Raw genomic sequence first — 21,044 nt, forward strand, 5'->3', positions numbered from 1 at the left:
ATTTTAGTTACGGAAAACCGTAATTGGTAACATTTTTCTATAAAATACTCACTTATCACGGACAAGTATTAGGAATTCGTCCTTCTTTTCATTCAATACTCCAAATACATCCTCAATTAAAAGATGTATTTTTTTATCGCGGATTTCGTGAATGTTTCGCTTTGGTAAATATTCCATTGCGTGTACAATTACAGCATTTTTTTCAGTCTCCAGCCCATTTGCATTTAAAAAATGTGCGGGAAGTATCGTAAATAATCCAAGAAGGTGCAATATCCTAAGGTCTACAATCAGTCCCCTGTTATCCTGATCGAAATTCAGAGTGTCATTGTTCCTGTAGAACTCCTTAACCCAACCTGCTTCCCTGGGGTATCCTGCCGTAGCAAAAACAAGTTCGCGTTCGGTATGAATATTTCTTACAGAATGAATAACAAATGCAGCAGTTGTTTTAAGCCTGATGGCACCAAATGTTTTTGCCTTCATAAAAAGCCTTGTTGTTTCAGCTAAGAGCTCATCCCCCGAATCATTGAAAACAACTTGATGTCCGCCCCACATATAGTAGTCTTTCAAACGGTAAGCCACGGCTTTGTCATCTACTATTAAGTCGATATGCTCATCACAGAAATACTTCTCGCAGGCTTGATCAATTTCCAGACATGCCTTGAGAAAGCCAAAATCCTCATTGATAAAGGTATCGGGATATCTCGTATCTGCCTCAATTAAAGTATTCAATCCTGCCTGATCCGCTCCAATTCTCATTGAATTAATATAATTTTGACTATAAATCGTGTCGGCATCAGCCTGAATAATCAGCGCAAGTGACTCATGGATTTTTCGATCGTAACAAATCTCTCGCACGTGCTGGTTACCAGCAATCCTCGTTGGAACAATACCCTGAGTAGGCTGATTGAAAATGTAGATTGACTGGTTATTGAATCTCTCCTTAAATTGCGCAGCGATATATTCACTTGCATCACTAGAGTTATTGTTTACCAGAACTAGACTTATATCATCGCCAGGTGGCTTATCTATTCCGAATCCCAGTGAGTGGCAAGTATCCAACAAAGTTTCTGCTTCGTTAAAGAACGGAATGACAACGAAAACATGAGCAATCTTTTTCATTTTCTACCCTAGCATAAGAGATGATTGAAAATAATCATTTTATTTATTATTAAACTGACTCCTTTAACAAATTTTATGGTAAAGGAGATGCTACTATTGTTACTACTACAAAAAAATATTGGGTTTAGTTAATCCATAATTACTATCAGGGCAAATGATAAATAATATTGAAAATATGAAAAAAGCAATTAATGCGAACCCAGATATAACGTAAGAAATCCTTATCAAGCTAAGTGACTTTTTCCTACAAAAATAAAATCTGCCCATCAGAAATTTTATCATTTGGTGTATTACAAACGCAACAATTGTCGTCGCTGTAACAGAGACGGCATTTAACAAGATTGTTATCATAGTGTTTCACGAAAATACGCTAAAACTATAATTTACAACCACTTACATTCATCTTTATTATCTGATATTTGTTGTATTAGCTTCACCGCATCGTCAGGACTTTCAATTTTCAAATGCTTAGGATTTGTTCTAAGCTATCTTTCATCTCTCTATCATGAGTATTGTTTTGGTATTCGGTCATATTTTTTATTAATCCGTTTGTACTTAAATCTAATCGCAAGGATTCAATTTTTAATCCTACCTCGTTCAATGCCACAACTAAAATTGCTGTTACCATCCCTTGAGTCATTGTCATGCACATAAAAGATGTCGAGGTAATTCAGCCCAAATGCACAAAAAAATCAAGGAATCTGTTTTTTCATCTATATTTTCTAACTGTCTTATAGAATGAAATCGGTAATAATCGGTTTTTGAGCTGCATTGTATAGTCTCGGAATTATATTTCGGTCAATATTTTTTTTAATGCCATATCTAAGTGGTTTCATTAGTATTTAATTCCTCCTTAAGCGTCCCATAAGAAGCCAGCTCTATGAACTTTGACTTGAAAAACTCTGCAGGAAGCTTATTTTTCAAAAGCCTGAAAAATTTCTCATCGTGGGTTGAAATCATCACTTGCTTATCCTGGTCCATGATCAGTATTCGAAGTAGATCAACAAAAGACAGCACATTGATGTCACTCATGTTCTGCACAGGATCGTCCATGAAAATAGAATTGAAGTTCCCATTGCCCATCTCATAGGCTCTTGCAATAAAGATGCTCAGCGAGAGCACATTGACCTGGCCTGTACTCAGAAACAGTCCCGGTGCCAATTCCTCGGAATCACTTTTAGCGCGGATGGTCAATCTCGGAAGCTTGCCTGTGCTCTCCGCTCGAATATCGATTTCGGTTAATTTAGGGTGAGGCTCTATTTTCCCGTATATCTGATTGATTACATCCTTATTGAAATATTCGTCTATCCCCTTTGTTATAAAAGCCCCGACCATTTCCTTCGAGGAATCAATTCGATCCAATGCCTTCTGGATTTTTTGCTGATCAGCTGTGATCAGACTAAGTTCGGTTTTAAGGCCGTTTCGGACAACGTCACCTTCAATTACGGCCAGATCGATTCCGAAGGTATCTAGCCGTGCTCTGAGTTCAGTTAGTTTAGCATGCAAATTTTCATGTCGTAGCAGTTCATCCTGGATTGAAGACAGACTGACTTCTTCTTTTGCAATAAGTGCCCGGTAACTTGCTTCAAAATTAGCAATTTCTACCTTTAGTTTGCCCAGTTGACGGTCCAAATCACTCATTTGCTCTTTGTGCTCAACCTCGCTCATTGTATTCACCGAATCCCATAATTCCTTCTCCAATTTAGTTATCGATTGGTTTTGTACAGCTATCAATTGCTGTTCACTGGCAATCAAGGCTGATGCATCCTTAAGCTGTTGTTCAAGAAAGCGCAGGTCGATCGACTTCGATATGAGCTGTAAGCGCTGTTCCAAAAGTTCAGTGCATTCAATGAATGTTTCCTTGGCCTGGATTAAATTAATTTTATTGCCATTATTGGCGACTGTATTCTGTAAAACCAACAATGAATTGCTAAGCAATTTCAAGTCGTTGCTTTTGGTACGGAGTCTTCCATCTTCAGATGTGGTCTGAGCTAGAATGGCAGCAATATTGTCCTTGTTATTTAACCGCAATACCTCAAGGTCTAGATTGTCCAGATTTTCATTAAGCGCAATCTCTTCGAATAACTGACCAATCGCTATGGTAGCGTGTTCGATTGAATGCTGCGATTTTCGGATGGCCCCTTCAAATTCCGCTATAGTCTTTTCTGACTGCACAATCTCCAAATTAACCTTGGCGTTCTGGTCGCTAATGTAATGGAACAGAAAAGATTCAGACTCCAAAAGCTCCTCCTGTAGGTAACTCATAATTAGGCTGAATTCCTCTGTTTTTTGCTCAAGCTCAGATACCAGCAGCAGATCACCCTTATCAGCTGTTATGGCAGTTAAAAGATGTTCTACGTCTCCGAAATCTGTTTTGCACATCGGACAGGTGGACAAATGTTGTTCGGCTACCTGCTGTGAAGCCCATTTGACCAATCGGCTCAGGTTTTCACTGAATGTCCCCTTCCGTTCCATCTCAAGTTTCATTCCCTCAATCTCAATTGAAATATCCCAGCACCTTTCCCTGAGAATCGGCAATAAGCGGATATGTTCACTGACAACAAGATCCACAGGTTCAAATCCAGTATATTCCTCACTATTCAATATTTCCAAAAACTGCTGGCGCTGTTGGTAAGCCGGTTCGCCGGCAGCAAATATCTCCGCAATACAGGACTCGGAAAACTGTTGATGGTTAATCCCCTCAAGGATGTCATTACGAAGCTTTTCTATCTGACGCAGGTTCACCTCAATTTTGGTGGCAATGGTCTGTTCTCTGTTGAACTCCTCAGCGAGTCTGGTACGTTCTGCGGAAATGGTCCTGATTTCGTCCTCCAAAAAAGATTTCTCACCCGTTTTTATATCAATATCTTCGAGTCGGCGATAGGTATCTGCTTGTAACTCGTGTATCTGCAGTTTATTCTCGATGTAGCCTGGCCAAAGCGAAATGGCACGCTGCAAATTTGTCTGTTTGGTACTCAAACTGTTCAGCTGTGGGGCACGAGCAATATTATCTTCACGCAGCAGCCTGATTTTTTCCAGACTTGAAACGGTTTCCTGCAGCTTGGCTAATCTGCGTTGCAATGTACTGCGATCGGTAAGCTGGCTGGAGTAAAGTTTATGGGAATTATCGAGCATGTTAAGCCTTAAAACCATGTTTCCCGTTGTAGTGACCTGACTATCAACGATTAACTTATAGGTTTCATTGGACTGGATAATGCCTTTATAAACTTCATCATCAATCTCCCTGGAGATTAACGGAAATTTTATGTTAGTGATAATCTCTTTGTTGAACTCATTGATCCAGCTATCGATCTTTGCAAAATTAGCATCTGAATTGATGTTGTCATCAATCTTTGACATGATATCATTTATACGGTGCTGCAGACTCGTAAATTGTGTCTTCAGTATTCTGGAATACGAAGAAAGAGAAGAGAAGGCGGTAGAAGCATCACCTCCCTCTGGCCAGAATTCTCTTAACGCTTCGAATTTTTCTTCTGGTGTTTTAAACCGCAGAAAAGAATCAATCTGATCCTGGGTAAGCATGTTGTGCTCAGCAAATCGGTTTATTTCAGCTTGCGAGTAATTGCCCAGCAGCTGTACATCCCTGTAGTCATTTTTGATCTCCGTATTGGGAATCTGACGGGGTACTACTGTCCGTTTGATAATTTTGTCTTCATCGGTAAAAATGGTCACCTCACCCTTGCCACCTTTATAATAACCTGATCGGTTGGTCAGGATAATCTGATCGTCACTGGCGAAATCCTTACTTTCCAATTCCTGTTTCAGCACACCATTTTCAAATCTGCGGATCTTATTACTGAAGGCCCACTCGACCGCATCAAAGAAAGATGTTTTTCCATAGCCGTTTGGCCCGTAAACAACCACCAGGTTGGCCAAGCCATTTTTACCCATAAAAGAAAAATCATGGCTACCCTCATAGGCTCTGAAATTTTCAATCCTTACTTTTTTTATTTTAGCCATTTCCGAAAGTATCAATAAGTGACTTGATAAGGGCCTCTCTCTCTGGGGCCTGTTGTGTGAGGTATGTGGCAAGCTGCTGATCTCGCTGACCGATGAATTCCAAAACTGGTTGGTGCTGGACATCCCTGCGCTGGACGGAAAAGAAAAAGACTTCACGTTCAATGAGGGATTTGATGCGCTGATCGTCGAAGGTTCCCGTAAGCCCATCAAGAACAATTTTCCTTGTCGCAAACTTATCTTGTTCGATGACCTGTTTCTTATTGGGATCAATCTTGCAGCCGAGCAGATGAAACTGATAAATATTCCACCGCTCGACATCCAGACTCAGGTAGCTTCCCTGGAAATAAACAGCGATATAGTCCCTGATCTTGGCATAGGAATCCAACAGTTCCTGTTCAGAGGAATGTATGGCGGTGAAAAAATAAATATTGAACCGATCATATGGTTTTTGCCAGCATGCAAGGCTGTCTGATCCGACCAGATTTGCATCAATGGCGAAATCACTTTTGTTGATGTCAGTCATTTTGAAGTGCGTTAATGAATAATTGTTTGATTTTAGGCCGCGCCTGGGCCAGCGTATCGCATTCCAGAACCTCCTGTGAAAGCTGGTTTAGGCTAAGCATACCAAAATTCATTTGTTTGATGATATGCATTCCCGCCTCTTCCTCTCCGCTGATATCCATGACGATCCCCTTTTTGAAACCTGGCTTGGGGCCACGTCTTCCGAAATCAGGATCTGCTGAATTGAAAATGTAGCAGGTATTGTTTCCCATTTGCTTGTCGAGTCTATTGTGCGCATAGTCATTAATGACGGTGAGATAACCCTGGCCCTGCGTCCAGAAGAAGTTGATTTTTACATCAATTGTATCGCTGGCAGTTGCCAGATGGGCTCCAAAAAGCTCCTTGAAAGTTTCCGAACTGAGCGTAATGGTAATGCTATTAAAATCAGTTCTGGCCGATGGTATCATAGAAAGATAACTCAGCAATTCCAGCCATCCTTTCCAGAGTCCGCGGTTGGTTGCAGGGTTCTTTTTGAGGTAAGCACAATGATATCTTCAAGAGAATCTTTATTGTGGGGATAGTAAAGCTTGCCAAGCAGATCTCGCGTTATACTATCGGGCTTAACTTGATCCTTAATACCTATGGCTGCAGCATTGCACATCCGCTTAGGATCGTCTTCAAACCCTGCGAAACAGTTGCAGGCGTATTCTTCAAAATCAAGCAGATAATCTTGTTTGCAGAGAATATTATTTTTTTCAAGAAAAGGCTTGGCACGCTTGATACTAACAGCATCCAGGCTATTATGGCCCGAGAAACGAAAAACGGCAAATACATTGCCATAATCATCGACTAGAGGTGATCCTGAAAAACCATCATAAACACTTGTCTGTACGTTGTATCCGGTGACATTCAGAACAACGTCATGTTCCAAGCCAGCGGTATATTCAGCGTAATCTCTGATGTCTCCTGTAAGGGATTCTCCAATTGCCCTACCATTGGTGGTATCCGGATAGCCATAAGACTCCCATTCGATACCAGCCACAGGTTCCAGGGAACAAACATGAAGTGTATTCAGACTCTCTCTATTATTAATCACCTTCAGCAGGGAAAGGTCGATCCCTGCATCCTGATCCAGGACTTCGAACTCAAAAGTTTCCTTCTGCTCACCTGGTCTTTCGCCGGTAACCTGCTGTCCAATGGATAGGTTATGCAGGCAGGTGAGCACTAGGTTTGGAGTAATGAAAAATCCAGAACCTTTTATGCCAGCACACTCCAGCATGCAGCTGGCCATCTTGATGCTATTTAAGTTGCTCATAATATGATCTCTGTCTCCATATCCAGTTCGTAATGATAGTGTTCCTTGAGCGTATCATCATCAAAGGCTTTAAGGTGTCCTTGCTTTCCCTCGAATTCATGGTTAAAATAAAGTGTTCTTCTCTCGGTCTTACCCGGCAACGGCCTGGATATGATGTGCGTAATGGTTTCTACATCCGGATGTACGTGGGCCGGATGTTTGCCATTGGTTGAAAAGATAAAAATACTGCTATCGATCAGATCAAAGAGGGCTGGAGGATTGTTCCTTGCGCTCCCATGGTGGGCAACCTTGATCGCATCGAAATACAATGGCCCTTTTCTTTCCGGAAAAAGATTTTCTAGGGAGGTTATGACATCCTCGGCATGGGCATCCGCCAAAAAGAGTATGTTTTTTTCTTTGGTCTCCAGGACAAAGGAAATAGAGCTTCCGTTTCCCGGGCGCGTATCCGGATCATATTCAAAATCTTTAACGATTCCGGTAAGGGTTTCCCTCGAGATCACGGGATGAGCAGCCGAAATGGGTTTCTCTGTTTTTTTTTCGGTCTCGCCATATTTCACGAAAAGCTCATAGGCATCATCAAATATATCCTCTTGAGTAGGTTCAAGATTATGGTTCGTTTTGAGTTTGGCTACAAAATCAGATTCGATCGCCTTTAATTTTTCAACGCTTGGAGTAAGGATGTGGATTTTAACGTTTTCAGTGACCTTGATGCTCCTGCCTGCCATGCAGGCCTCGCCTGAAAAATCAGCATTCCAGACGTAACCGTTTTCATAGATGATTTTTCCTGCTGTAAGTGCCTGTTCTGCGCCAATGGTCTGCTCTCGCCTTTCCCGGTTTTGAATGGAAAAGTTACGTATGAAAGTTTCCAGCCGCTTTGTTTCCTCGACATTCAGAACCTCTGGATTCCTTTTGCTGAACTGTAAGTGTCTAAAAGTATTCATCCAGATCTCCTCGATTTGGATGATGTTTGGACTTGCTGATTTCCCGTTCTGGGTGATAAAACTCGAAAGCCCTGCAATGTGGTCGTCGTCAAAATGTGTAATAATAAAACGGTCGATCCTGTGGGCGTTGTGCTCGCCCAATTTGGCAAGGGTTTCCTGAGGCTTGCCTGCAAAACCCTTGCCACAGTCGATCAGGATATTGACCTCCTGGAATCCCTGGTCATTAATCTGAACAAGAAAGGTATCCCCGTAACTTGCGGGAAAATTGTGGATGGTAATCATGAAAAGAGCATTGTTAAATAAGATTCAGGCAAAATACTTTTTTTTGTTTAAAGAAGATGACTAAAAAATGGATTTTAAACAAATGAACAAAACAATATCAATGCTTCGTAAACTCCACTTTAAATAAGTTAAGATAATGCAGTTTGAAACCTTTGAACATAAAGTTCTAGTTTGATTTAGAATCTTCGTAGTTCATGGACTGTCCAAGAGTACTCTCCAGGCAATGCTGCCCACATATGGTCTGCAGAATTTATCCGGCGAGCAGCACATTTAAAGATATTACAACGGTAATTTGTTACGTGCTGGTGGTTATACCGCCAAGAAGATGGTGGTGGTGTGTATTTCAACGAAAGTGGTTCTTCCCCACTTTTGGTGGTTGGTTGCTGAATATTTGAATCTACTCAATAAAAAGCATTGTTTATGATGCTCTAAACGTAGTTATTTTCTCACGCATACAAAAGATAACGATTCCTTTTGATCTGCAAAAGATAATCATTTATTAAATGATCATTAGCCTCAATTTACGGATTTCATCGCTACATACGCATGTTTTAAGCCCATAGATAAAATTATTGACCACCAAAATTGGGGAAGAGCCCGAAAGTGGTCAATCCGTTTCGGGCCAAACTGTACGCCAATTTGATTACCGGGATTTTGCCTAAGTTGTTCCTTTCCCTGTGAACAGTTAGTTAGGATCGCCAACCTCAAATTTCTCTTCTCCTACAAGCTTTCATTTTAACCGAGTCCCAACCGATATCACATCCAGTCCTCTAGATCAGCAGAGCATCACACCGGAAAAACACGATCAAAATAAAATCCTTTTTTACAATCGATAACGTAGTTTAATGTTTCTTCCTATTGCTTTCAGCAATCCAGAATGATCACTTATAGTCGCATCGACAGCATCCCAATCCCCCTTTGCATTACAAACTAATTGATATTCTATACCATTCAGATTAATATGGATTGCAGTGATTTCTTTCGTTATTCCCTTCGTCATGACCATATAAGTATAGTCATTTCCATCAAAGGTAATGCGCATTGGTAAATTCATAATGCAAATATAGCGTTGGAAATGATTTTATATTGTGCTCACTTTTCTAAAGGGCAACAAATTAATTCGGATTACCACAAGTACTGCATCCCTTATCTCTTAATGAAACATAATAATAGCTTTTAATTGAATGACTTATATTCTTAACAAAAGATCACTTAGACATTAAATCAACAACAGGTAGAAGCAAAACTCTAGTAGCCGTCTAATTTTTTTTTGTTCCAATTTTAATATAATTACTTTACCGGTGAAATTACCTGCATAAATGCAGGAATTCCACTTGCATCATAACTTTCTACAATTCCAATTGGACAGGGGACATTGTATTCTTTATAAGTTATTCCTCTGGCTTTATCTCGATTCTCCCAACCGAGATCTATATTATGTCTTATCCAGGATTCATATTTAGGTTGATTACCATCTTCAATCAGCCGAATAATATATTGTGCAAGAATGGCATTATAAATGCCCTGTTCTATCCCCATTTCAAAAGTCAACACGCCTGTTGAAGAAGACATGAATTCCTGAGTATAATCCGCAGCTAAAATAGCGTCATTTAAGTATTTTTGATCCTTGGTTGCTTTGTAAAGCATTACCCCTGCACCAATACAAGTGGCCTGGTTATAAGTATGAGCCTTCCAATAAGTTGGATTATCACCAACTTTATGATCTGCCACCAAACCACTTTTCTTATCGAACAAAGTGTTGTTTGTCCAGGCATAAATCTCCTTTGCCTTTTCTAAATAACCACTGTCCTTCGTTATATTATAAAGAGTAGTAGCACCAATTACAGTTGGAAAGTTGATACAAGCCATTTTCCCAGTTCTGGCAAAATCCCAAAACATACCACCATTTACTACATCATAAGAATCTCTCCAAACGCGGGCAAACCCAGCTTTTGAAGCATTTAAATATTTTTGTTGACCAGTTATTTCATAAGCTCTCGCTAAAGATATAATCCACCACATCATATCATCGTAGATAAACCATTCCACTTTGTTTTCCCAGTTATATTTATCATATTTTAGATATCCACCCTGATATAGATCCTCAACTCTTTGCAGATCAACAGGAGCATTTGAACGTTTATAAGTATTCATAATCATATCCCAATAAATAGCTTGTACCCAAATTGCCGCAAGCTTATTTTTCTGAGTAGAACTGTAATATAGTTTATCTGTGTTACTGTAAAAGTTTGCATCAAAAGAATTCATCGCAGCTTTCGCATCTTCGGCTGTGAAATTCATTATTCTCGGTGGTGTTATAGGTTGTGAAATTCCGACACCTGTTTTTTTACTGCAGGAGGTTAATATTAACAAAAATATAAAAACCGAATAAGTCATTTTATTTTGAATGTAAAGCTTTACAAAGCTGAGATTTTCCATGCGGATTTATTCTTGATAAAAAAGTTAAACTCATGTTACCCCATAATATGGAATAACATGAGTTTTTATTATTAATTAATGAGGAGATTCGTATTACCAACCTGGATTTTGAATCATTAGATTATCTGAAGTAACATCCTTAGAAGGAATTGGAAACAGATAATGTCTTTTGGTAAATACCCTCGTTTCAAAAGGAGTTTTAATAAAAAACTCTGGCAAATTTTTTGTGATATTCAATCCGTAGATTACACCATTATCAGTTATTTCGGCTATTTTCCATCTTCTGGTATCGAAGAAACGTACGTTTTCAAAAGCCAATTCTGACCTCCTTTCATTTCTAATCGCATCCCGCATTAACGACTGGGATGATGGAGGCGGAATCTGTCCGATACCATTCCCATATTCAGGTATACCAGCTCTATTTCTAATCTGATTTAAGTAAATTAAAATATCAGGATCACCAGGTGTTGATTCATTAAGTGCTTCAACATAATCGAGAAACAAATTACCTACACGGTATAGAATAACGGGACGATTACTTTCTCTCCAATTACCTAAACCCATTGCTTTCCTAACTGTATAACCGGTAACGGAATAATCATTACCACCAGTTGCTTTACCGGAATTACCATTATTATTATTAAATTCAGTTACGATATTCCCAAATGTCGTATTTAACCAAACACTATTGTGGTAAGTAATATTTACATAAAACCGTGGTTCCCTGTTTACCCATTGATTATAGGTATCAGTTTCAATTGGGCTTCCTGGAGCTCTGTACATTGTTGTGCCTGTTTGTACGTAACCAGATAGTGGATCATTAATAGTACGGCCATTTGCAGTAAAAAAAGCATCTACCTGGTTTTGTGTTGCACCCAAACCGGACGAGCCTCTTACTTCAGAATTCTTACCACTGTGATATGGCGTCAATTCATATTGCCTGGATTCAATTGAAGCATCTAGTCTGAACATAATGATTTCATTATTGAATTTATCTAAAAAGATATCACGGCAAGACAAATAGGGGTCAAATACACCTTGGGAATTATTCTTTCTGAATAAAGAATAAGTACCAGGAACAAATTGATTAATGTAAGCTTTGTAAGCATCTGAAGCTTTTTTCCATTTGCTAAGATCGAAAGCTTGGTTCACCAGCTGTTTACCATCCTTATTTTTTAAGCTTGCTAAATCAGTATTTCCATTATATAATGGACTGGCAGCTAATAATAGAGCCTGCAACCTATAACACTGAGCCTGCCCCTTTGTAATGCGACCATAATTTGCATCATTTGGCGCTGTAGTTGGTAGATTTGCTGCGGCTGCATCGAGCTCAGAGCTAATGTAGTTTATACATTCGTCCATGCTGCTTCTCGGTAACATAAGAGTTTGAGTGGGAGCGTCTGGTTCAATTACATTATCACCAATTATCACGACCGGCCCATACAATCTTACCAGATAGAAATAATAAATCGCCCTTAATGCCCTGGCCTCATTTTTATACTGATTTATAATTTCTGGTGTAACGTCTTGAGTTACTTTGTCGATATTTTGCATAAAAAAACTGGCAGAGCGAATACCCCTGTAAAAATTATTCCAATAACTATTTACAAAACCAGTATTCGCATCCCAACTTCCGATATTTACATTATTTGCCTGGTTAAAGCCCCAAACAAATTCTGCCTCATCGGCTGCGCCGGTCCAAATACCGCCGTTTCTATTCAAATCGGGATTTCTTTGTGCAAATTCATCGGGAATCAAGCTATAAACATTATTTAAAAACCGTTCTGCCGTTAGCCTTGTTGCAAACGTTTCATCGAGTGTTAACCGATCATTGGGTACCTGATCTAAAAATCCTTTTTTACACGATGTAGCTAATGTTAATCCTACAAAGAGTGAAACGTATATATATATTTTCATTGCTGTACTAATTAAAATTTAACATTTAAACCTAGTGAGATTGTAGAAGTTTGTGGATACCTGGCACCATTTGCTCTAGTCCCTGTATTCAACTCAGGATCCCACAATTTCCAGCCGCTCAGGGTAAGCAAATTCGTACCAATCATATAAATGGCCGCATTTTTAAGCTTAATCCTTTGTGCAAACTTAGTTGGTAAATTCCAACTTAACTGCGCTGTTTTTAACCGTAAGAAGTTCGCTTCTTTAACCCACCAGGAGCTTTCTAAGGTATTATTAGTATTATCTGCTTCTCCATAAGCCAAGCGCGGATAAAACACATTCTGACTGGGATTTGAAGGTGTCCAGCGATCTGTTGCAATATTGTAGGCGTTACTTAAACCTCCCCCACCATTAAACGGAAATATACCAGAACCGCCCAACATAATATCAGTTCCATGAACGCCTTGGAAGAACGTACTTAAAGCAAAACCTTTATAAGAAATGTTTACTCCAAAACCATATACTATATTAGGGATATCACCGCGTCCAATTCTTGATACATCGTAATCGTTAATTAATCCATCACCGTTTAAATCTTTGTATTTTATATCCCCTGGCCTGATAGATGCCTTAGATCCTGGAGTTGCACTTGCATCAATTTCAGCCTGGTTATCAAACAGTTTTTCAGCTACATATCCATAACGGGATAAAATATTAGTTCCAAGACGCGACATCCAGGGGAATGGTTGTTCTGGACGATCATCTCTCACCAATTTATCTTTGTTATAAGTAAATGTACCACGTAAACCTACTTCAACTTGACCAATGGAAGCGTTATATTCTAATGTTGCATCAATTCCTTTATTGTCAACTATACCCAAATTCCCAAAAGGTTGATTAGTCAAACCCACATAACCTGGAATAGATTGCCTCTGTAGAAAAATCCCAGTCCTGTACTCCTTGAATAAATCTACAATTAGATATAACTTATCCTTTAAAGTTCTTATTTCCATACCTAAATCCTGCTTTCTGGAAGTTGCCCATGAAACATCAATTCCATAATCAGAAACATTAATCCCGCCGTTGTTAATATTGGCAAATGTTTTATTCAATTGATACCCTGTTACGCCATCAGATACTAATGTTAAATAAGCAAACCTTCTCCCAACAATATCCCCTATTCCTGTTTCACCATCAGAGTACCTAAACTTCAAGAAAGAAATTGTTCCCTTAATCGGATCCCAGAATTTTTCATTAGATGGAATCCATCCCACGCCAAATGCAGGGAAAGAACCGTATCTTTTTGTTGGTGCAAACGTCTCAGACCCATTGTAACCGAAGTTCGCTTCCGCGAAATAACGATCATCAAATGAGTAGGTCGCACGAGCTGCAACACCGATTTGTCGAAATGGAATTGACGAGGTAAAATTTCCAGCGAAAGGTTCTGTTCTATCTTCTGAATACCCTAAGACTAAGCCTCCAACCCGATGTTTGCCAAATGTCCCGTCATAATTAATAGCTGCTTCTGTATAAAATTTACGATTCCCCCCTCTGGATGGTTCGTAACTCAGATAGGTTGCGGTACTTGTGTAAGAAGTAATTAAATCTAAACTTCCATCTGCCTTATAAGGGTTATTTACATCTCTCAAAAAGTAAGTACTTTCTCTTTTTGACCTTTTGATAGAGTTTGTGCTTGTTCCATCAAAAGCAACCATAGCAGTCGCGGTCAGTCCTTTTAACAAGCCATTTAGATCTTGGGTTAGACGTAAATTACTAAAGAGCTGATTTGCAAATTCTGTGCGGTACCCTCTTCTGGTTAAATCAGCATAAGGATTACGAAACCCTCCATTTGATGAGCGTCCAGGGACCAAACCACCTGGATACAATTTAGGATACTCTACGGGAGATACAGATAAAGCAGATTCAAAAATACTTTCGGTAGTCTCACCAGGATAATTCCCATTTGCCGCATACCCTTGAATACCTAAATCAAGTTTAGTTGTTCCGGTAATTTTTAAATTTAAATTACTGGTGAAATTATACCGGTTAAAGGTCATTGCGGAATTGTAGGCGGCTAAATCATCAGTTTTTAAAAATCCGCCTTCATTATAATAAGCTAGAGATACATAGTATTGGGCATTCTCCACCCCTCCACTAGCATTCAAATTGGCTCTGCGCAAATTGCTATGTTTTTTAAAAAGTTCATTCATCCAGTTTACATTTGGAAAGACTAATGGATCTTTACCTGATTCGGTAGCATCTATATAAGTTTGAGCATATTTTTCCGCCTGCCCTCTACCAGTTAAAGCTTCATTAGCCAACTTCATATAGGTTACTCCATCTAATGGCTCTGGATGCCTTGTAAACGTGCTTATTCCTTCATTATAATCGAAAAATATGGAAGGCTTACCAACTTTACCAGTCTTTGTTTTGACCAAAATCACACCGTTTGCACCCCTTGCTCCATAAACTGCAGTTCCTGATGCATCTTTTAATACGGTAAAAGATTCAATATCTTCCGGGTCTATATTTGAGATGCTTCTGGTTACACCGTCAACTAATATTAACGGAGCACTTGAGCCACCTCCAAAAGTTGCGATACCACGAACCCAGATATCGGCAGCACTTCTTCCTGGTTCACCAGTTCTTTGTACACCAACAACCCCCGCAATTCTACCTGCCAAGGATTGGGTTACACTTGCCACAGGGATTTTAAGATCCGTTGAATTTACTGTAGACTGAGCACCAATAAGTGAAATCTTACGTTGCGTTCCGAATCCGACGACAGCCACTTCTTCCAATGCTTTTTCACTAGGTTTAAGCATAATGCTCAGATTCTTATCTCCAGTTACCGAAACTTCCTGAGTTTCATATCCGATGTAAGAAACAATTAAAATTGAGCCTGCATCAGGCACGTTGATACTAAAGCTACCATTGACGTCAGTAGAAGTTGAAATCAGGCTACCTTTAACCTTTACGCCAACTCCGGGAATACTTTGGCCTTTTTCATCTACCACAATCCCCCTTACTAAAATTGGCTGTCTGTTATCTATTGAAGGGGAGCTTTTGGTAAGAAAAATTGTTTTATCAATTAGCATATATTTTATAGCCAACCGTTTAAAACAGGCTTGCAACGCTTCTTCAAGAGACACATTTATTACCTTAACCGAGAGACTTTCTTGTGAAGGGTCAAAGTCATTGCTAAAAAACACATAGCCAGTTTGCCTTTTTATTTCTTTAAGAACCCAAGAGAGCGGTTTATTTGTCTCTTTAAGTGTAACGCGCTGTGCCACGACGGTGGCATTTGCCTGCAAAAGGGCTATCATTATTATGAAAGTGGTCAATTTCATTATCAATAGCAGTTTAGGGACTTTCTGAAATGCAGAAAGTCTAGAATTAAAAGCACTTATTTTCATTTTGCTTAAAAAATTGTCCAAATGAGAGCAACAGTAACAAGTTTTGATTCCAACTATGGAAAAAAATCTCAAATACGTTTCTTACATTTGGTTTGTTTGGGTTAATACAGAAATGTGAATTCTTTTTTCCGATGATATTATCAGAGGGGTTAGCTCAAGCTTATATCCAGGCAATGGCTCTAATCATTGCCTGGTTTTTATTTGAGACCCATGCTAGGCTCAGCTACGCCATTGTATATCTCTATTCATGTTCGTTTGGTTTATGGTTAAAATTCTTGTTTGATTCATATTTTCCCTTAACAAGGTTTAGCTAATTAGAAATGATGACTATTTTCTTTCTTTCCGGATCTTCTCTTTTGACTTCCAAACGGAATTCTATCTTAGCATAGGTAAGGATTCTTAAAGCTTTGGAGGCAGTTAGGTTTCGGTATACTTCCCCATTAAATCGGTTACGTGGCACTTTCCCTTCATATTCTATGTCGAAGTTATACCACCTGGAAAACTGATTCATAACGGTATATATACTTGCATTTTCAAATTTGAATAATCCATTTTTCCAAGCCACGGCGGTAGAAGTATCCACCTTATTGACCTCAATATACTTACCTACTAGTGCCTGTTCTCCTGGAGAAATCGTTTGCTCAAAAACACCTTTACGTCTAACTTTAACCCGGCCTTCCAACAAAGTTGTTGCAGTAAATTCTTCCTGTTCATAGCTATTGATGTTAAAATGTGTACCTAGTACTTCGACTTCCTGATTTCTAGATTTTATAATAAAAGACTGCCCAGGCTCTCCTTTTGACACCTCAAAATAGGCCTCTCCAACTAATTCCACTTTTCGCTCTTTCAAATTAGCCAATGAGGTGGTGTATTTTAAGGAAGATGCGGAATTCAACCAAACTTGAGTACCGTCTGGTAATACCACTTTATATTGCCCCCCTGAAGGGGTAGAGATGGTATTGTATAAGGTAGCCTTATTGTTTTTGGTAATACCATTGGGACTTGGCGTGGCTTCGTATCGCAATTCACCGTTGGCGGTTTTGGTAATGATGAATCCCGCCTGCACAGCGATTTTCCCGTTTTCCATGTCGGACAGCTTGATTTGTTTGCCATCTGTCAACGTTAAATAGGCTTTATTTCCACCTGCGCGAATGTCATTCTTGCTCAGATCCTGAATCAATATGCGATTTCCGGAATTGGCATCCTTATAAAAATAAAAGCCTGTGATCATCATCACCAGAACTGCCACAATTGCAGTTACCTTTTTCCATAACTGGAATATATTGTTTTTGTTACTATGAGGCTTTAGTTTTTGCTGCAGTTCTTCCCAGGCTTGTGTACGGCCCGAGCTTTTCATAAACTGCAATCCTGCGTCAAGTCCACTATCGCTTAGTAAACTTTCAACAAACTCCTGATGTTCAGGATGCTCCTGTAACCAGGATAACAATTCAATTTGCTCATCAATCCCCAAATCATTACCTAAGTAACGAAGTATTTGTTCAGCGCGATATAATAAAGGCAGGTCTTCTTGCATACTATAATGATCCCTTCAGATCAATTAATGATGAAAGACTTTGTTCTTTTTTTTTTAATTATTATTAAAATGCCGAATAAGTAAGATCAACGTAAGGAAGTTTTCCGGGCTAAGTCTTGTTCTCAGCAACTCTATTGCCCTTTTTTTTTGTGTTCTAACCGTATTAATAGAGATACCTAACTCATTTGCAATTTCTTGATTTTTCAATCCTTCCAGATACCCCATCTTCGAAATCCTTCTACATCTTTCAGGAAGAGATTCAATAGCCGCATAAATCTCACCTATCACTTCCGCATGAATCATTTTGTTTAAAACAACGGCTTCCTCAGCGGGTTCAGGATCTTGAAGACAAATATATTTATTCACTACTTTATCATGCCGCAAATGTTTCAAACAAGCATTTTTAACATTTACATATAAAAAATTGCGGATCTGAATAAGGTTCGGGGAAACCCTTTCCCTTTCATCCCAATACCTGATGAAAGCTTCCTGAACGAAATCCCTGGAAACCTCTTTATCATGAATGATCGTCCAGGCATAATAAAGTAACCGGTCATAGTAGGATTTGTAAAGAGATTCTAATAACAGCTCTGAAGCGGCTTCTAGTTCTTTTTCATTTACTTTTAACTTAGTTTCACCTAAAATCATCGCTTATTGGATTTCCAATTTAAAAGCTAAGATATAACTATGTACCGACCCCGCAAACATAATTATCATTTAACAAGTATAATCGTTCTATGTAGATTTGTTTTGACATTATGCCTATATAAAATGATTTAGCCAGGCATCTTTACGGTTATTGCCGGGGCATTAAAACTATCAACAACAATTTTAAAAACGCCATGATTTAAAACATACGCCGGAATTTCGATTTTCACAACTTTTTGCTCATAAGGTAAAAGACTAAAGAAGTTATCGGTGTAAAACGCCGGTCTGATACTTCTGCCTTGTCCATCAACCAATCTGAATTGAGTGAAAAAAGAAAGAGAGTTTCCAATATTATGAACTGTTGCCGTAACAATGACTTTATTTGCATCTGTTTTTTGAGTAGTTTTTAACAACAGTTGTGTCTGCTTTATTTGGTGAAGATCCTGAAATCCTGACACCGCAGGTCCCGTCATAGTCCAAGCTCCTTTATAGATATCTTTTGAACGCCAATAAAATGCATCTGACACTTGCTTTCCATGATTATCCCGCAACATCAGTTTGATAAAATGGACTTGAGAAATATTATCAGGAATGCTAATTTTCAGAACATCTTTAACCAGACCATCCGAAGGAATATCAATTATCTGCTCAAGTTTGGAAATCAATTCACTTTTGATGTTGTAAACCATAGCAACTAACTGGTATCCTTTAAAAGATTGTCGGTAATCATTATATACAGAAACAGTATTTTTGATGTAATCGAATTGTGGATGCAAAGGTGCTAAGGCATTTTGGGAATAATATAGTCCTGCAGTCGGTTCCAGAAACCAATCATAAAACCGGGAAGAAGTCTGGGGCAAAGGACTGTTGTGATACCAAAACAACAACCCAGCCGCAAAACGATCACCATATCCAAATTTATTGTAATTCCAGACTTCCCAAAGTGCACGGTAATTCATTGCCCCGACAAACTGTGCTTTTCTTGCAAAGTCCTCAATTGAAGAAGCCTTACCAAACTGTTCAACAGCTTCTCTATATTTTGTTGTCATTTGATGAAAACCTCCCCCGTCCATGTAATTCCACACAGCAGTGTTTATCGGCCAAAGATCCTTTTGTGGCATCAGATCTTTCAGCGAAGAAAGAATAGGCAAAATCGGAGTGCCGTATTCAGGATTAAAGCCATCAACCCGGCTACCTCTTTTTGAAGCTGTATTTTCAAAATACTGCATCGGGTTCTCATATTTATAAGGACTCCCGTCGTGAATGCCGCAGCATTCAGATTGCACCTGGTAGCCTTTTGTTGGATCAAGTGCGTAGATCAGTTCTCTGGCACCTTTTATCTCGGTCGATTCATTAGCCGAAACATAGTAAGCAGATGAGGCATGATTCCTAATCCGTTTTACTGTGCTAGCCATATTTCTAAAATAAAGTGAGGTGTCAACTGGAAAACGAGTATCCCCTGTAATCCAAAACTCAGACCATACCATAATTCCCATTTCATCACAAAGGCGATAAAAATAATCAGATTCAGCAATTCCACCTCCCCACAACCTTAAAAAATTAATACCAGCCTGACGAGTATACCTGAGTTCAGCATAAGTACGCTTTTCATCATTTCTCAACATCGCCTCTGGCACCCAGTTAGAACCCCGTATAAATACAGGATATCCATTCACAAGAAATCTACGGGACTGATCTGGTGTTTGTTGATCGGTACTGATCTCTCTGACACCAAATCGGGAAGTTGAATTGCTGCTGATCCTGCCAGCAATTGTAAACTTCATATCGAGCGTGTACAACTCCTGCTTTCCTTTATTCAAAGGCCACCATAATTTTGGCCGGGAAATATTTAAACTTGAAAATTCTTCTGGTGTTAAACTGACCATTTTTCTCTCACCAGCTTTCAACACCACTTTTTTTTCTATATTGATCCCTTCTTCTTTGATATTGCACGACAATACACCAGATCGTAAACTACCTGCTGCATTATACACTTCAACTTTTACACTCGCTCTACAGGAGCTGGTATCTGGCAGAGGTAATTTGGTAATCACAAACGGGTGTTCCAATAAAACATCACCCGTAGCAAATAACTCTACATCTTTCCATATTCCTGTATTTCTGTCTCTAATCCCATCCGGGCTGGTAAAGTCCCAGCCTACGGACATCAACATAGAAACATTTCTGCCAATTTCACCATCTCCTCCATTAAAATTTTCTCCGACGGCTCCTGGTCTACTTTTTTTAGAATTATTACTGGATCCAGGAACATCTACAGGTTTGACCTTAACTGCTAGGGTATTTTTACCCTGGGTATTTGCAAGACGAGTCACATCAAACTGTTGCGAATTAAACATGCCAGCCATATCTCCCAGCTTTTGCCCATTCATCCAGATTTCACAGCGATAATTGATTCCATGAAACTTTAACCACAACCTTTTGCCGGCGAATTTTTTCGGAATAGTAAATTGCGTTCTAAACCAGTAATGATAAAATTCTACACCTACATCATTGAGATCTGGGATTAGGTTACGCTCTTTTCTATTGTTATCTCCGAAATATGGATCCGGATAAATCTTATTATTAACCAAGCTGTTTAAAACCGTACCTGGCACACTTGCGGGCATCCAATTGGTCGAATTGTAATTAACAGACGATACCTTCATTTCATTTTCTTTCACTTCGGTAACTTTCTTCATTTCCCATTTAACGGGTACATCCACATCAGAAGCGGAGCGGAGGAAAATAGACAATGGAGCAGATCTGTCACTAAGTGTGGCTTTTTGAGCATAACCAACCGATGAAACACTACAAAGAAAAATGATCAGTTTTTTTAAACACATAAGTTTATTTTTTTTACAGGAAAGGATATTCCAAATACACCGGTAATCCATTGTATATCCTTTTGGGACTGAAGATCCTGGAACATAATAGTTCAGTACACTCGGCTTCATTCAATGTCAATTAAAACA

At 39.1% G+C, this 21,044-nt stretch carries 13 protein-coding genes; all 13 read right to left on the minus strand.

Annotation, left to right across the window (positions count from 1 at the left end; all coding sequences use genetic code 11):
- Window positions 1-48: 48 nt before the first annotated feature.
- The 13 genes from DBR43_RS03205 to DBR43_RS03260 all read right to left on the minus strand — a co-directional run bounded on the left by DBR43_RS03205 (window position 49) and on the right by DBR43_RS03260 (window position 21,026).
- Window positions 49-1,119, minus strand: a complete 1,071-nt coding sequence (locus DBR43_RS03205; RefSeq protein ID WP_124577840.1) for a glycosyltransferase — start codon at window positions 1,117-1,119, stop codon at window positions 49-51.
- A gap of 822 nt (window positions 1,120-1,941) precedes the next feature.
- On the minus strand, window positions 1,942-5,100 hold the full coding sequence (locus DBR43_RS03210) for an AAA family ATPase (RefSeq protein WP_158622410.1): 3,159 nt from the start codon (window positions 5,098-5,100) through the stop codon (window positions 1,942-1,944).
- On the minus strand, window positions 5,093-5,623 hold the full coding sequence (locus tag DBR43_RS32885) for an ABC-three component system middle component 1 (RefSeq protein ID WP_158622411.1): 531 nt from the start codon (window positions 5,621-5,623) through the stop codon (window positions 5,093-5,095). The genes DBR43_RS03210 and DBR43_RS32885 overlap by 8 nt, the downstream gene beginning before the upstream one ends.
- Window positions 5,616-6,068, minus strand: a complete 453-nt coding sequence (locus tag DBR43_RS03215; RefSeq protein WP_124577844.1) for a hypothetical protein — start codon at window positions 6,066-6,068, stop codon at window positions 5,616-5,618. The genes DBR43_RS32885 and DBR43_RS03215 overlap by 8 nt, the downstream gene beginning before the upstream one ends.
- A gap of 11 nt (window positions 6,069-6,079) precedes the next feature.
- Window positions 6,080-6,916 (minus strand): serine protease, encoded by an 837-nt coding sequence (locus tag DBR43_RS03220; protein ID WP_124577846.1) that lies wholly within the window; start codon window positions 6,914-6,916, stop codon window positions 6,080-6,082.
- Entirely contained in the window at window positions 6,913-8,139 is a 1,227-nt protein-coding gene (locus tag DBR43_RS03225; protein WP_124577848.1) for an MBL fold metallo-hydrolase, read from the minus strand. The genes DBR43_RS03220 and DBR43_RS03225 overlap by 4 nt, the downstream gene beginning before the upstream one ends.
- An 823-nt stretch (window positions 8,140-8,962) precedes the next feature.
- Window positions 8,963-9,193, minus strand: coding sequence for a hypothetical protein (locus DBR43_RS03230; protein WP_124577849.1), 231 nt, complete (start codon window positions 9,191-9,193; stop codon window positions 8,963-8,965).
- A 236-nt stretch (window positions 9,194-9,429) separates the two neighbouring features.
- Window positions 9,430-10,578: a glycoside hydrolase family 76 protein gene (locus DBR43_RS03235; RefSeq protein ID WP_199756944.1), complete on the minus strand. Its 1,149-nt coding sequence runs from the start codon at window positions 10,576-10,578 to the stop codon at window positions 9,430-9,432.
- Window positions 10,579-10,671: 93 nt separating this feature from the next.
- Window positions 10,672-12,495 (minus strand): RagB/SusD family nutrient uptake outer membrane protein, encoded by a 1,824-nt coding sequence (locus DBR43_RS03240; RefSeq protein WP_124577851.1) that lies wholly within the window; start codon window positions 12,493-12,495, stop codon window positions 10,672-10,674.
- 11 nt (window positions 12,496-12,506) lie between these two features.
- Window positions 12,507-15,824 (minus strand): SusC/RagA family TonB-linked outer membrane protein, encoded by a 3,318-nt coding sequence (locus DBR43_RS03245; RefSeq protein ID WP_199756945.1) that lies wholly within the window; start codon window positions 15,822-15,824, stop codon window positions 12,507-12,509.
- Window positions 15,825-16,200: 376 nt separating this feature from the next.
- Window positions 16,201-17,424 (minus strand): FecR family protein, encoded by a 1,224-nt coding sequence (locus DBR43_RS03250; protein WP_124577855.1) that lies wholly within the window; start codon window positions 17,422-17,424, stop codon window positions 16,201-16,203.
- 54 nt (window positions 17,425-17,478) lie between these two features.
- Window positions 17,479-18,072, minus strand: a complete 594-nt coding sequence (locus tag DBR43_RS03255; RefSeq protein ID WP_124577857.1) for an RNA polymerase sigma-70 factor — start codon at window positions 18,070-18,072, stop codon at window positions 17,479-17,481.
- Between the two features lie 128 nt (window positions 18,073-18,200).
- Window positions 18,201-21,026, minus strand: coding sequence for a glycoside hydrolase family 2 protein (locus DBR43_RS03260; protein WP_233602840.1), 2,826 nt, complete (start codon window positions 21,024-21,026; stop codon window positions 18,201-18,203).
- Window positions 21,027-21,044: the final 18 nt, after the last annotated feature.

The sequence above is a fragment of the Pedobacter sp. KBW06 genome, assembly GCF_003852525.1.
Classification (GTDB): Bacteria; Bacteroidota; Bacteroidia; order Sphingobacteriales; family Sphingobacteriaceae; genus Pedobacter.